Raw genomic sequence first — 14430 nt, 5'->3', positions numbered from 1 at the left:
CCCGCGAATCTTCGCCAAATGACAAATTCCGTGCTTTTCCGTGTTTTCCGTGGTTAAAACTTTCCTCTTGCCACGGTATTCTTAATCGGAGGGACGGCGAAAGGCGGAGGAAGGAAGAAAGCTTAAAGGTTAAGGGTTAAAGCTTAAAGGGAAGTTTCTGCGGGGAGATTTTCGGGGCAAGCGGGACAATCGCCCTTCGGTGGAATTCGCGCTCATTCGCGGAAATTCGCGGTTCCTAAAAGATCTCCGTGCCTCGGCGGCTTTGGGGGAAGTTGCGCCTTTCAGGCGCGTGTTCGCTTCGTGCCCAGCCCCAAGCGGCGTCGCGCCGCATGGGGTTATTTTTGTTCCGCATTTCATGCGGGAACACGGGGGCGAAGGCATTCCTGCCTTCAGTCGTGAGGCGGCGCATATTTTTCCCGTTCCCCGGCGGGGCGCTTCCCGGGACTGAATCAAATCCCTTAAAATCCCAGAAATCCCTGTTGAAAAAGAGGGCAAGCGGGACGCCTACCCTCCTTTCGCGGTTTTTCGCGCGCTCAGAGGAGCGTGCGGAGGTCGTGCGTTCCCGCGGGGACGAGGCGGACGGGATTTTCCGCAAAGGTCGCGGCGACGGCGGGAGCGTCGAGCAGCGCGTCGGCTTCGCCGAGCACGATTTCCCACGAACGCGCGGCGGCGGGAACGGCGTCGAGCTTCGCCGTCGCGAGGATCTCCAGCCCCGCATCCAGATCTTCGATACGATACGGCGGCGCGTCGCCCGTCGCAGGCGGCGGGAACGAGAGTCCGGCGCGCGCGTAGAAATCCGCGAGCGCCGCGGGCGCGTCCTTTTTCAGCCAGCGGCGCAGAAACTTCACCTGCGTCGCGGAGACGCGGCCGCCCGCGCCCGCCTCGCGCGGGAACGCGAGAAACGGCGCGAAGAGCACGACGTCCGCGCAAGAAAATTCGCCGCGCGCGGCGGCGTCGAGCAGCAGCAGCGCGCCGAACGAATAGCCGACGACGCGCGGCGCTCCCGCGAGCCGGGCGACGTTTTCGCGCGTCGGCGCGAGCACGCGCGTTCCCGCGGGAAAAAGCGGAGCGACGGCTTCGGGCGCGATACCCCAGCCGGAAAGGACGACGGCGGCGGACGATGCGGATTCGGAAATCATAGGGGAAGGTGACAAGTGGCAGGAGCAGTGAACAGTGAACAATGAATAGTGAATAATGAATAGTGAATAACGCTTTGCTTAGGTTTTTGCGGACGAGGAAGATTCGGAAAGCATGAGCGAAGAGTGACAAGTGGCAGGTGACAAGAGACGGGAGCAGTGAACAGTGAACAATGAATAGTGAATAACGCTTTGCTCAACGTTTTTTGTTCAAAGAAAAACTGCGGAATGAATTATTCATTGTTCACTGTTCGTTGCGCGAAGCGAGCGCTTCGCGCAGGGCCTCGGCGAAGCGTTCGAGCTGCGCGTCCGTCAGCGTGCGGTTCAGCGAAAGGCGCAGGCGCGACGTTCCCGCGGGAACGGTCGGCGGGCGGATCGCGCCGACGCGGAAGCCGCGTTCCCGCAGACGCGCCGCGACGCGCATCGTCTCCGTCTCCGCGCCGACGGGCACAGGAACGACGGGCGAATCGCCGTCGGGCACGCCGGGCGCGATTTCGCGCAGACGCGCGCGCCAGCGCCGCGAGAGCGCGGGCATCGCGGCGCGTTCCTCTTCGGAAAAATCGCGCACGCGGCGCACCGCGGCGAGCGCCGCGCCGACCGCCGCCGGCGGCAGGTAAGTCGAGAAGATGAACTCCGCGCCGAAATTGACGAGATAGCGCCGCAGCGTTTCGTCGTTGAAAAGCGTATACGCGCCGGCGGCGCCGAGCGATTTTCCGAGCGTGCCGACGAGCACGTCCACTTCGCCCGCGAGCCCGAGCGCGTCGATCAGCCCGCCGCCGTTTTTCCCGAACCAGCCCGTGGCGTGCGCCTCGTCCACGATCCAGACGAAGCCGAACTCCTCGCGCAGGCGCGCCATCGCCGCAAGGTCGGGATAATCGCCGTCCATCGAAAACACGCTTTCGGTCGCGACGAACGTCGTTCCCGCGAAGCCCTCCGCGCGCGTCTTTTCGAGCAGCTCGCGCAGGTGCGCGGCGTCGTTGTGGCGGTAGCGCTGAAACCGCGCGCCGCTTTTGAGAATGCCCGCGATCATGCTGTTGTGGATGAGCCTGTCGGCGAAAATCCTGTCGCCCGCCTGCGGGAGCGTGCCGAGCACGCAGCAGTTCGCCGCGTAGCCCGTGTTCCAGACGAGCCCGCAGCGGAAGCCGAGCCACGCGCACAGCTCGCGCTCCAGCTCCGCGTGAATTTCCCGGTAACCGGTGATCAGCGGCGACGCGCTCGACGAGGCGCCCCACGCGCCGACCGCGCGGATCGCGCCCGCCTTCACCGCAGCGTCGCGCGCGAGGCTCAGATAATCGTTCGCGGAAAGATCGACGAAATCCGCGCGCGCGGGCACGGCGGCGAGCACGCGTTCCCGCCCCTGCGCGGCGACGGCGGCGAGCTTTTCGCGGAAAAAGGCGAAGCGCGGCGAATCCGTTTCCGGCGCGGCGGCGACGGGCGCGCCCGTGTCCGCGCGCGGCGTTCCCGCGCACAGCAGCGCGTCGAGACCTCCCGCGGAAAATTCCCCGCCGGGAGCGCTCCGCCCGACGACGGGAACGCCCGTCTTGGGGATTTCGAGCGCGTTGGACGCGAGCACGCCTTCGCTCTGCGGGCGGATTTCGTTCAGCCAAAAATGCGGCGCGGGAACGCCTTTCGCCGCGCAGTAGGCCGCGAGAAAACGCGCCTGCGAAATCGCGCCGAGGCGGTTTTCGATGACGATCAGCGTCGCGTCCGCGCGTTCCCGCGCGAAGTCCGCCCAGTCCGTTCCCGCGTCGCCCACGGGAACGCCGAGCCCGCCCGCGCCCTCGACGAGGCGCACGTCGCACGGCGGAAGCGCGCGGAGCTTTTCCGCCGTCTCCTCGACGGAAAAAACGTCGCCGTCGCGCCGCGCGGCCTCCGTCGGCGCGAGCGGCTGCGAGTAGCGCGCGAGGCGGAACGCGGCGAGCGTTCCCGCGCCCCGGGCGATTTCGCGCGCGGCGGCGAGCGCGCGGTCGGCGTCGCCGGGAGAATCGTCGCGCGGCATTCCCGTCTCGACGAATTTCACGATCTGCACGGCGAGCCCGCGCGCGGCGAGCGTTCCCGCGACCTGCCCGAGCACGTGCGTCTTTCCGGCGTCCGTGTCGTTTCCCGAAACAAAAATCGTCTGCATGACGGAAAGACGAAAGTTTAAAGTTTAAGGCTTAAAGCTTAAAGAAGGATTCCCTCTAAGCTCTAAGCCCTAAGCTTTAAGCTTTCTCACAGCCCGAGAATGTCGACGATGTTCTCGGTGATCGCGCGCATGTCGTCCATCGTGAGCTCGCCCATGTGCGCGATGCGGAAGGTCTTTTCCTTGAAGTCGCCGTAGCCGTTGCCGAGCTGCATGCCGCGCTTGATGAGCTCCTTGTTCAGGTCGGCGACGCTGACGCCGCGCGTGTTCTTGATGACGGTGAGCGTGTTCGAAAGATACTTGCGGTTCGCGAAGACGCCGAAATATTCGTCCGCCCAGGCGCGCACGTATTCCGCCATCGCCGTGTGGCGGCGGAAGCGGTTTTCGACGCCTTCCTGCATGATGCGCTGCAGCTGCAGATCCATCGCGAACATGATCGAGACGCAGGGCGTGTTCGTGTACTGGTAGTCCTTTTTCTGAATGACGTCGTAGATGTCGCGCAGGTCGAAGTAGCAGCCGCGGTTCTCGACGTGCGCCGTGCGCTCGTACGCCTTCGGCGACATCGTGCAGATCGCCATGCCGGGCGGGAGCGCGAGCGCCTTCTGCGTGGAGGTGACGAGCACGTCGATGCCGAGCTTGTCCGTCTCGATCTTCGCGCCGGCGGCGGAGGAGACCGCGTCCGCGCACCAGACGACGTCGGGATATTTCTTCATCACTTCGGCGATTTCCTCGAACGGGTTCTGCACGCCGGTGGAAGTCTCGTTGTGCGTGATGCAGACGGTGTCGTACTTGCCCGTGGCGAGCGCGGCGTCCACCATCTCGGGCGTGGTCGCCTCGCCGGGTTCGCTTTCGAAAAAGTCGGCGGGAACGCCGTTCATCTTCGCGATCTTGTACCATTTCTTGCCGAAGGCGCCGACGGAGAACATCGCGGCGCGCTTCGCGGTGCAGGAACGCACGGCGCCTTCCATCAGCCCCGTTCCCGAGGAGGTGGAGAGCAGAATTTCGTTCTTCGTGAGCAAGACGCGGCGCAGATTGTCGGAAATGCGGCGCTGGAGCTCGGAAGCCGCCTTGGAGCGGTGCCCCATCATCGGGGTCGCCATCGCGGCGAGAATTTCGGGGGAAACTTCGGTCGGACCGGGAATGAACAATTTCGTAGCCATCGTTTTGAAAAATCTGAAGCCCCGATTATCCGCCGCGGGAACGCGGGAATCAACGCTATTCCCGCGCGGGAACGCGGGCGCGGATTTTAGTTTCCGCGGGCGGGATTTCCCATTAGCGTAAGAGAAGATGAAGTTCAGGATCGGCATTTTTTCGGCGGCGGCGTTCGCGGCGGCGCTCGTTCCCGCGGGCGCGCAGCAGAGCGCGGACGCGGACAAGGCGCTCGGCGTCGGCGCTGCGGAAACGGAGCGGAACGACAATCTGCTGCGCGTTCCCGAGCGCGAACAGATGACCGCGGAACGCTACCGCCGGCTTTCGGAGGCGGAACGTTTCGCGTTCGACTTCACGCGCTCGACGGGCGATTCGATCCGCGCGAACGTGAACGGCGAAGTCATTCTCGCGGAAGACCTGCGGCGCGAGACGCAGCGCGGCGACATGATCCTGCGGCGCGAGGCGAAGAGCCGCCAGGAATACTACGAAAAGAGCGAAAAGCTCGTCTGGGACACGCTCTCGCGCCTCACGGAAATGTATCTGCTCGTCGGCGAGTTCAACGAATCCGGCGGCATGGTGCCGGACGAATACCTCGACGAGCGAATCAACGAGCGCATCGACCGCGAATTCGACGGCGACCGCGGGCGCTACCTCACCTTCCTGCGCAAGATCGGCAGCAATCCGGAGGCGGAGCGCAAAAAGCTGCGCGACGCGCTCATCGAGCAGAATCAGAACTGGATGATCGCGCGGAGCATTCCCGACGAAATCGCGCCGATGGACGTCTATCGCGCCTACCACCAGAACATCGAGGCCTACAGGACGCCGGAGAGCGTCGAATACTCGCAGATCGTGATCTACGCGGGCGCGGCGGAGACGGACGAATCGGTCGCGCTCGCGGCGAAGAACCTCGCGGAACGCCTGCGCGCGAAGCCGGAAGAATTCGAATCCGCGGCGAAGCTCTACAGCCGCGACGAGTTCCGCGCCGAAGGCGGCTACGTCGGCTGGGCGCCCGTGGCGGACCGCAGCGAGGCCGTCGTCGAAAAGCTCAAGTCCGTGAAGAACGGCGAAGTGACGGACGTGCTCGAGCTCGCGGACGCGAACGGGCGGCCGATGTTCATCATCTTCCGCCGCCACGACTACCGCGAGGCGGGCGTGAAGCCGCTCAACGAAGTGCGCGCGCAGATAGAAAACCAGCTGCGCGCCATGGCGGAAAAACGCGCGCGAGACGAAAAGATCGAGGCGCTGCGGAAACGCTTCTACGTGCAGTGGTACTGAGGCGGGCGTTCCCGCGCGGACGAAAGGCATTTTTCTGATGGATACGGATACGCGAAAAAGGACGTTCGTCGTTCCCGCGGGAACGGAGCGGGAACGCGCCGACAAGGTGCTCGCGGCGGCCTTCCCGGAGCTGAGCCGTTCCCGCGTGCAGAAGATTCTGGACGCCGGGCGCGTGCGCCTCGGCGGCGCCGCCGTCGCGCGCAAGACGCCCCTCTCGGCGGGCGACGCGCTCGAAATCGATTTCCCCGAACCGCCGAAGACCTCGCTGACGCCGACGGAAATGCCGCTGGACGTGCTTTTCGAGGACGACGACCTGATCGTGATCAACAAGGAGCCGGGCGTCGTCACGCACCCCGGCGCGGGAACGGGCGACGACACGCTCGTGCACGCGCTGCTGCACCGCACGGGCGGCAGGCTCGCGACGGCGGGCGGCGAGCTGCGCCCGGGCGTCGTGCATCGCCTGGACAAGGAGACTTCGGGCGTGATGCTCTTCGCGAAGACGGACGCCGCGTATTTTTCGCTGGTGGAAAAATTTCAGGCGCGCGAGCTGAACAAGGAATACCTCGCGCTCGTGGACAAGGCGCCCGACCTGCTCGCCGGCGTGATCCGAGAACCGATCGAGCGCCACCCGACCAACCGCGTGAAGATGGCGGTGCGCGAAGACGGCAAACCCGCGCGCACGGACTGGTTCGTCGAAGAAAAATTCGGGACGGACGCCGCGCTCGTGCGCTGCGTGCTGCACACGGGGCGGACGCACCAGATCCGCGTGCATCTCGCGTTCATCGGACACCCGATTCTGGGCGACCGCACCTACGGCAAGCTCGTCCACCGGCACGAAGGCTGGCCGCTCCCGCGCGTGATGCTGCACGCGGCGCGCCTCAGCCTGGCGCACCCGATCACGGGCGAGCCGCTGGACTTCAGGGCGTTCCCGCCGCCGGACTTCGCGAACCTGGCGGACTTCCTGCGCGGGCGCTTCGGCTCGCGCCTCGTCCGCCGCGCGTAAAGGCGTTCCCGTCGGGGCGAACGCCGCTTCCCCGCGCTCCGTCGGCGGCGCGGTTTCCGGATTTTCGTTCCCGTTTTCCCGGCAAGACTGCTGATTTCAGAAAAACCGATTCACAGTCGTTTTCCGGGCGAAAAAGGAAATCCGCCGCGCCTCGTCCACAACTTAACTGTTGACAGCAGAACAGCAAGACAACAATCTTTTCAACGCTTCTGGACGGAATCGCTTCGTTCCGCGCGAAGTCCGTCCTGCGAAACCCTTTTTGACCATAACCAAAAACAAAAGCTCAATGACCAAAAACAAAAGCTCAAATTCTCGTCGCGCCGCAGCGCCCGCGCTGATCGCGCTCACCGCGCTCATCTTCGCCGGCTGCGCCACTCGACCCGACTACACGAAAATCCGCCCCGCGTGGGAAAGCGGCGACCTGCAGACCGCCTCGGTCGAAATCCAGCGCGACGCCGGCTATCCCGCCGGCTCCTCCGACAAGGTGGAGACCGCGAAGGATCCGCTCCGCTGGATGCTCAACGCGGGCTCCATCGCCGGCGTGAACGGCGAGTTCGCCGCGTCCGCGTATTATCTGGACAACGCTCAGGCGATGATCGACGAAGGCACGCGCCGCGAGGACGAGGACAAGTCCCTTTCCGCCCGCCTCGGCAATCTTATTTCCGGCGACTACGAACCGACGATGCAGGAAGCGCTCATGGTGCCCGTCCTGCAGGTTTACAACGCGCTCGGCTCGGGAACGTCGGGCGCCGAAATCGCCGTGAAGGCGAAGGCGCTCGTCGAGACGCAGAAGACGATGATCGACCGCAAGCGGAAAAGCGAAGACGCTCTCATCGCGGATTCGGCGGAACCGATGGAACTCACGCTCACCGACGAACTGAAGCTTTCCATCTCGCCGCGCAAGTCCGCGGAAGAATCGCTCCGCGCGATGGGCTACACGGACGCGGATCTGATGATCGACGTTCCCGCCGAAACGAAACGCTCCGTTTACATCAATCCCTACGCGCGCTGGCTCTCGGCAATCGTCATCGCCCACAATGCGGCTTCGCCGGCGGACTTCGAAATCGCCGCGGGACAGCTCGAGTCCGCGCTCGAAATTCTTCCGGACAACATGCTGCTGCAGGACACGATGCGCAACTACATGAAGGCGGCGCTCTCGTCGAGCGTGAGCGAGGCGAACGCGATCGCGTTCAGCGACGATCCCGAGCAGCCGGACGCGGCGATGGCGGAGCCGAATCTCACTTACGTCGTCTACGAAGGGGGACACGCTCCCGCGATCGGCATGAAGTCCGTGGACCTGAAGGTTCCGAAGGCGCTGAATCTCGCCGTCGGCGGCATCGTCACGCTCGCGGCGAACCTCGCCGCCAAGCACGAGGCCTGCCACGTCATCGGCACGGAATACGCGCTCGCCGCGACCGCCGCGATGACGGACAAGGCGACCGGATATCTGCCCGTGCTCCACTCCCGCGGCAAGGCGCCCGCGCTCACCGTCAACGGCGTCGAGCCGACGCCGCTCACGGACTTCGACGTGCTCATGGATCGTCGCCTGAAAGCGGAAACGCTCGATTACGCGACCGCGTTCACGTACGAAATCATCGGGCGCGTCGTCGCCCGAGGCGCCGCCATCGGCGGTTCGCTGGTCGCGCTGAACAGCTCGCTCGAAAGCGGGAACGCGCTCGGAGTGAATCTCGCGGTGCGCGGCTTCATGGCGTCCGTCGCCGTCGCGGCGGAGCCGATCGAACTCTCCAAGCCCAACACGCGCACGTGGAACTACATGCCGCGCACGATCTCCGTCGCGCGTCTCGCGACGCCCGCGAACGGACAGCTCGACATCAGCGGCGAATCCGTCTCCGTTCCCGCGAAAGGCGTGAACATCGTCCGCATTTACAAGGCGGACAAGTATTGGCCCGCCGTCGTGCAGGTCTTCACGCTGAAGCCCGACGGCAGCGTTTCCGCCGAGCCCGTGAAGCGCCTCTCCGCGCCGCCGCGCCCGTCGGGAGCGCCCGCGAAATGACGCGGGCGTTCCCGCGCGAACGAATTTCCGAAAAAACGAATCCCGCTTCATGAAAACCGCATCCAAGATTCTCTCTGGCGCGATCTGCCTGTGCGCACTGTTCTTCACCGCGTGCACGAGCGCGCCCAAAGTGATTCTGCTCTCGCAGTCGGACGTCGACGCGAGCTCCGACGCGCTCTACGCCAAGTTCTGCGCCTCGGGCGCGCTCGACGAGATCGCGAGCGCCTACGAGGGCGAGAAGCCGACGTTCTCCGTCAACCGCACCGACACGGAGAAGCTCGATTCGCGCAACCGCGCGAGCGGCGTCAACTACGCGCGTCTGGCGGAAAACTTCGCGGAGAAGCTCAACGCCTCCGGCGCGATGCTGCTGCGCTCGCGTTCCCGCGTCGCGACCGACGGAGCAATCATAAAAAAAATACGCAAGGGGATAGGAAACAACTACGCCAACACTCAAGACGACGTGGACGACATCACGACAAACACGGGAACGGACTTCACGCTCTACGGGCGCGTTTCGAGCACCGTCCGCAAAGTCGCCGGCGTCGTGAGCATCGATTACCGCCTCGGACTCGAGCTCCTCGACGGCGACGAGGTCGTCTGGAGCGACGCGGACGTCTTCATGCTCCCGCGCAAAGACTAATTTCAAAAAACTAACAAAAGAAAGCAAAAAAACATTTCCGAAAAAACGAATCCCGCTTCATGAAAACCGCATCCAAGATTCTCTCTGGCGCGATCTGCCTGTGCGCACTGTTCTTCACCGCGTGCACAAGCGCGCCCAAAGTGATTCTGCTCTCGCAGTCGGACGTCGACGCGAGCTCCGACGCGCTCTACGCCAAGTTCCGCGCCTCGGGCGCGCTCGACGAGATCGCGAGCGCCTACGAGGGCGAGAAGCCGACGTTCTCCGTCAACCCCACCACCGACACGGAGAAGCTCGATTCGCGCAACCGCGCGAGCGGCGTCAACTACGCGCGTCTGGCGGAAAACTTCGCGGAGAAGCTCAACGACTCCGGCGCGATGCTGCTGCTCTCGCGTTCCTGCGTCGCGGACGAAAGTCGGATCGTAAAGGAAGTGAACAAGGGTCTGAAGAGCAATCACGCGGAAACGCAGAACGAAATCATCGATATCACCGAACCGCGCGTTTCGGACTTCACGCTCTACGGGCGCGTTTCGAGCACCGCCCGCAAAGTCGCGAGCATCGATTACCGCCTCGAACTCAAGCTCCTCGACGGCGACGAGGTCGTCTGGAGCGACGCGGACGTCTTCATGCTCCCGCGCGAAGACTAATTTCAAAAAACTAACAAAAGAAAGCAAAAAACATGACCAAAACAATTCTCTCTCGTGGGGCTCCTCGCCGTCGGCGTCGTCGCCTACACCTTCGCGACCGGGAAAAAGCCGGACTTCGTCGTCGAGGCGGAAAAGAACGCCGTGAAGGCGCCCGCCGCGCAGACTCAGCCGCCTGCGGCTCAACCCGCTCCCGCGCCCGTGCAGGCACAGCAGCCCGCGCCCGCGCCGCAGACTCCCGCTCCCGAGCCGGCTCCCGCGCCCGCCGAAAAGAAAAACGATCCGAACGCCCCGCTCACCTGGGACATGACGATGATCCGCAAGGATCCGATCCGCTACTTCACGACCGCGGTCGCGGACGCGAAGGAAAAGCACGAATCCATCAAGGCCCGCGAAGGAACGATGCGCGTGAAGCAGCTCGAGCTCCAGCGCAAGGTGGACGAAAACCAGGCGAAGGCGGACGGTCTCAAGACGCTGCTGCAGCAGGCGGTGGACGCCTACAAGGCGGCGGACGAAAAATACAAGGGCAAGCCGACGGCGTGGGTCGCGGATTTCCCCTACAAAGGCGCGCGCACGAAGCAGCTGAAGATGAAGCAGTATCTCGTGAAGATCAAAAAACGCTCCGAACTCGCCCAGCTCATTTCCGACAAGACCAACGGCGTGAACGTGCAGTATCAGAACGCGATCCTCGTCGCCGAGAAGAAGGCGTTCGAGCTCGAAATGGCGATCGAATCGCTCACCGCGAACAAGGAAATGGCGGAGGCCGGGAAGACCCTCGAAGAAATCAACTTCGACCAGGAAGCCATCAACAAATACGTGGACGTGAGCACCGTTTACATGGAGATGGACGGCGGCGATCAGGCGCTCGACGCGCTCGCGAAGGGAGCCGCGGTCACGACCGAATACGACGCGGATCTCAAGGAGCTCGGCATTTAAGCGTCATGCGGTCGCGACGCGTGCGTTTCACGCTGACGGTTCAAGGGAAACGCGCGCGCCGCGCCCGCACGGCGTCCTTTCGCGGGAACGCGAGAAAACGGACAAGACAAAAATCATGAGCGAATACGACATTTTCGTTTCTTATCGTCGCGACGGCGGCGTCGCCGAGGCGGACCGCATCGCGAGCCGTCTGCGCAACCGCGGCTATCGCGTCTTTTTCGACGGCGACTCCATCGGCTCGGAGGACTTCGAGACCAAGATCGCGGTCTCGATCCGCGCCAGCACGGACGTGCTCGTCCTGCTCACGCCGGGGGCGCTCGACCGCTGCATCACGGATCCGGAGCACGACTACGTCGGGCGCGAAATCGCCTACGCGATGGAGCTCGGCAAAAACATCGTTCCCGTGATGGCGGAAGGCTTCAAATATCCGGAAGGCCTGCCGCGGGCGCTCGAGCCGTTCAAGAAGATCAACGCGGGCGACACCGTGAATTTCTCCAAGCCGCAGGCGATCGAGCAGATGCTCGAATTCAAGATTTCGAAAGGCTACTTCAAATCGGCGCCGCCGAAAAAAGCCGCCGCCGAAACGCCGGAGAAGGTCGTCGTCGTCAAGCCGCGAGAACAGAACCGCTTCGGCTGGCTGGGCGCGGCGGCGCTCGTCGTCGCGGGCGTGCTCGGCTTCGCAATCTATGAACTGCGCTCGACGGACGACGCCGAGCCCGAGAAACCGGAAATCAGGCAACCGGAACCTCCGCCCACGGGAACGCCGGGCGGCACGAACGCGGTAACGGTGGACGTTCCCTTGCCGCCGACGCCGCCCAAGCCGCCGAAGCCGGCGATTCTTCCGGACGACTTCACGAGCTTCGAGAACGCGGAAATTTCGAGCTTCGCCAAATCCAAGTGCTTCGGCGACCACGAAAAACTCCGCGACATGGAAAACAAGACGATCGAAATCAAGCTCAAGATCCGTCAGGCGCAGGAAGCGGGCAACTCCGAGGCGGAGGCGCGCGAGACGAATCGTCTCGAAGCCTACCGCGCCGAGGCGGGAAAGATCCGCAAGGCGATCAAGAACAGCTTTTTCGGCGTGAACGAGAAGCCGGCGGCGCATACGGTCGCGCGCGGCGAGCGCCTCGCGACGATCGCGAAGAAGCTCGGCTGCACGAAGGCGGCGCTCGTCGAGGCGAATCCGGGCGTTTCCGACGCGACGCTGAGAGTCGGACAGACGCTGAAGGTGCCCGAAAGCGCGCGCGGCGCGGCCGCGCCGCGGGACGAGGACGACGAAGTCTTCATCCCCGGCGAGAAGACGACGTATGAAGTCGGCGCGGGCGACTATTCGGCGGCGGCGATCGCGGCGAAGCTCGGCTGCACGGAGGCGGCGCTGCGCGCGGCGAATCCGGGCGTGAATTTCTCCGGGCTCTCGCGCGGGGAAGTCCTGAACATTCCGAAAGGAGGCCCGCGATGATCGGCGCGCTGACGAAATGCGTCGCGGGCGCGTTCAAGTTCGTTCTGGCGCTGGTGCTCGTCGCGATCGGGCTCGCGTTTTACGCGGGAACGCGCTTCGCGGAAAAGGATTCCGCGGAAGCTCCCGAAGCCGTTCCCGTCGCCGCGTCCGAGAGCGTTCCCGCCGTCGCGCCCGTTCCCGCGGTCGAGACGCCGGCGCGCCCCGAGCCGACCGCCGCGAAACTCCCGCCGAGCGAGCGCGCGAAGAACGTGATCTTCGAGCTCAGCCTGCGCAAAAAGACCGCGCAGCGCCACGTGCAGGACACGGAAAAGCGCATCGCGGAACTCCGCGCGCAGAACGCGGACGAAGGGCTGATTTCGGAGCTGCGGGAACGCGTCGAAAGTCTCCGCCGCGAAATCGCGAACTGCGACGCCGCGCTCGAACAGGCGAAGCGCGCGCTCGAGAACGCCAGGCGGGCGGAGGCGCGCGAACGCGAAAACGCGCCGCGGAAGCTCCTCGAAAACCTTTGAAATTTTCAACCAACCGCAAACCTAAAATCAAAAATCCAATGAACAAGAACATCAAAATCTCCGCGATCGCGGCGCTCGCCGCCTCCGCGTTTCTCGCCGGCTGCGCGAGCAACGACGGCATGAACGTCACGCCCGTCAAGCCGACGCAGACCTACGTCGGAGAACCGATCAGCGCGAACAACACGGAAACGCACTTCCGCGCCGTCGGCTACGGCAAGTCGCCGAACCGCAACACCGCGCGCACCATCGCGTTCAACGCCGCGCGCGCCAACCTCGCGACCAAGATCCGCAACGTCATCGCAGTCGAAGAAACCTCGACGACGACGCGCACCACGGCGGTCGCCCGCGAAGACGGCGACGTGCTTCAGACGGCGGAAGACGCCGAGTTCTTCAAGCAGACCGTCTCCTCCAAGGTCAACGAGCTGATCAAGAACATGAACGAGTACGGCAAGCCCGTCTGGACGGACGCCGGCAACGGCGAGATCGAATACACGATCGGCGTTGAAATGGCGAAGGCCGACGTCGCCGAGGAAATGATGAAGGCGATCGACTCCAAGGCTCCCGCCACGATGTCCGCCGAAAAGCGCGCCGCGATGAAGGCCCGCATCCAGCAGGCCGTCGCGGCGGCGAAATAACTCGCCCGCAAACGAATGACGAACAGTGAACAATGAATAACGCATTGCGGAAAATGTTTTCAAAATTCATTTCGGAGAAGCCGAGCGCACTGCGTTATTCATTGTTCGTTATTCTCTGTTCGCTTGCGGCTTTGCCCGCGTCCGCGGGAGCGCGCGAGACGGTCGCCGCGTCGGGCTCGCATTACGTCGAGATCGACGACGAGATTTCGCCGCGCGAGGCGATGGACCGCGCGTTCGAGGCGGCGCGCAAGGACGCGCTGCAGCGCGTCGTCGGCGTCGAAGTGAAGTCGTGGGAGAGCGCCGTGCTCGATTCCGAGGCGGGCGAAGGTTTTTCCAGCCTCACGTTTCAGACGACGCAGGGCGTCATCCGCAATTTCGCCGTGAAGAAATCCGGCTGGGTCATCGAAAAGCTCGGCGCGTCGTCTCCCGCGGGAACGCTGCGGGTGTTCTGCGAGGCGGAAGTCTGCGTCGAAAAGCTCGACGAAAAGCCCGACCCGGAATTCGCGTGCGCCGTCGCGGGCGCGCGCGCGGACTACCGCGACGGCGAGCGCGTGAAGTTCTCCGTCACGCCTTCGCAGGACGCGTATCTGAACGTCTTTCTGCTGAACGCGCGTCTCGGCGGCGCGCGCGTCTTCCCGAACCGCACTTTCCGCAAGAACGCCGTGAAGGAAGGCGAGCCGTTCGCGCTCCCGCCGTTCACGATCATGAAGACGAAGGACGGCGTCGCCCGCGAACAGGGCGTGCTGATGTTCGTGCTCACGAAAAAGAACGTGCCGTTCTTCGCGCCGCCCTCGGGCCTCGTCTCCGCCGACGCAATCAACGCGTGGCTCGCGGACGTTCCCGCGGACGAACGCTTCTTCCGCGTGTTCCCGTTCTCCGTTCAGGGCGAACGGAAGGCGGACCACTGACGA

Annotated in this window: 13 protein-coding genes; 10 read left to right on the top strand and 3 right to left on the bottom strand. The window is 64.2% G+C overall.

Going from position 1 to position 14430, the window contains the following annotated elements:
- Positions 1-533: 533 nt before the first annotated feature.
- The 3 genes from ACQREB_RS08695 to ACQREB_RS08685 form a co-directional block, all read right to left on the bottom strand.
- Positions 534-1139: a hypothetical protein gene (locus ACQREB_RS08695; RefSeq protein ID WP_427767784.1), complete on the bottom strand. Its 606-nt coding sequence runs from the start codon at positions 1137-1139 to the stop codon at positions 534-536.
- Positions 1140-1380: 241 nt separating this feature from the next.
- Positions 1381-3261 (bottom strand): aminotransferase class I/II-fold pyridoxal phosphate-dependent enzyme, encoded by a 1881-nt coding sequence (locus ACQREB_RS08690; RefSeq protein ID WP_427767782.1) that lies wholly within the window; start codon positions 3259-3261, stop codon positions 1381-1383.
- 86 nt (positions 3262-3347) lie between these two features.
- Positions 3348-4418 carry a pyridoxal-phosphate-dependent aminotransferase family protein gene (locus tag ACQREB_RS08685; RefSeq protein WP_427767779.1) on the bottom strand — a complete coding sequence of 357 codons (1071 nt, stop codon included), beginning with the start codon at positions 4416-4418 and terminating at the stop codon, positions 3348-3350.
- A gap of 127 nt (positions 4419-4545) precedes the next feature.
- Here ACQREB_RS08685 and ACQREB_RS08680 point away from each other — a divergent pair, with 127 nt between their 5' ends.
- The 10 genes from ACQREB_RS08680 to ACQREB_RS08635 all read left to right on the top strand — a co-directional run bounded on the left by ACQREB_RS08680 (position 4546) and on the right by ACQREB_RS08635 (position 14427).
- The gene (locus tag ACQREB_RS08680) at positions 4546-5682 is read left to right on the top strand and encodes a peptidylprolyl isomerase (RefSeq protein ID WP_427767776.1); all 1137 of its coding nucleotides are present in this window, start codon (positions 4546-4548) and stop codon (positions 5680-5682) included.
- 37 nt (positions 5683-5719) lie between these two features.
- Positions 5720-6685 carry an RluA family pseudouridine synthase gene (locus ACQREB_RS08675; RefSeq protein WP_427767773.1) on the top strand — a complete coding sequence of 322 codons (966 nt, stop codon included), beginning with the start codon at positions 5720-5722 and terminating at the stop codon, positions 6683-6685.
- A 286-nt stretch (positions 6686-6971) separates the two neighbouring features.
- Complete coding sequence (locus ACQREB_RS08670; protein ID WP_427767770.1) at positions 6972-8699, top strand: hypothetical protein; 1728 nt, start codon at positions 6972-6974, stop codon at positions 8697-8699.
- A 49-nt stretch (positions 8700-8748) separates the two neighbouring features.
- The gene (locus tag ACQREB_RS08665; protein WP_427767767.1) at positions 8749-9339 is read left to right on the top strand and encodes a hypothetical protein; all 591 of its coding nucleotides are present in this window, start codon (positions 8749-8751) and stop codon (positions 9337-9339) included.
- A gap of 59 nt (positions 9340-9398) precedes the next feature.
- A complete protein-coding gene (locus ACQREB_RS08660) occupies positions 9399-9983 on the top strand; it encodes a hypothetical protein (RefSeq protein WP_427767764.1) in 585 nt (194 codons plus the stop codon).
- Between the two features lie 54 nt (positions 9984-10037).
- Complete coding sequence (locus ACQREB_RS08655) at positions 10038-10916, top strand: hypothetical protein (protein ID WP_427767762.1); 879 nt, start codon at positions 10038-10040, stop codon at positions 10914-10916.
- A 115-nt stretch (positions 10917-11031) separates the two neighbouring features.
- Entirely contained in the window at positions 11032-12375 is a 1344-nt protein-coding gene (locus ACQREB_RS08650; protein WP_427767759.1) for a LysM peptidoglycan-binding domain-containing protein, read from the top strand.
- Positions 12372-12884: a hypothetical protein gene (locus ACQREB_RS08645; protein ID WP_427767756.1), complete on the top strand. Its 513-nt coding sequence runs from the start codon at positions 12372-12374 to the stop codon at positions 12882-12884. Before ACQREB_RS08650 ends, ACQREB_RS08645 begins: the two co-directional genes overlap by 4 nt.
- Positions 12885-12922: 38 nt before the next feature.
- Positions 12923-13519 carry a hypothetical protein gene (locus tag ACQREB_RS08640; protein ID WP_427767754.1) on the top strand — a complete coding sequence of 199 codons (597 nt, stop codon included), beginning with the start codon at positions 12923-12925 and terminating at the stop codon, positions 13517-13519.
- A gap of 101 nt (positions 13520-13620) precedes the next feature.
- Entirely contained in the window at positions 13621-14427 is an 807-nt protein-coding gene (locus ACQREB_RS08635; RefSeq protein ID WP_427767752.1) for a DUF4384 domain-containing protein, read from the top strand.
- Positions 14428-14430: the final 3 nt, after the last annotated feature.

The organism is Candidatus Spyradosoma sp. SGI.093, assembly GCF_050314555.1.
Taxonomy (GTDB): domain Bacteria; phylum Verrucomicrobiota; class Verrucomicrobiia; order Opitutales; family UBA953; genus Spyradosoma.
Note: the sequence above shows the minus strand (reverse complement) of the source record. Positions and strands in the feature narration are given on the sequence as shown.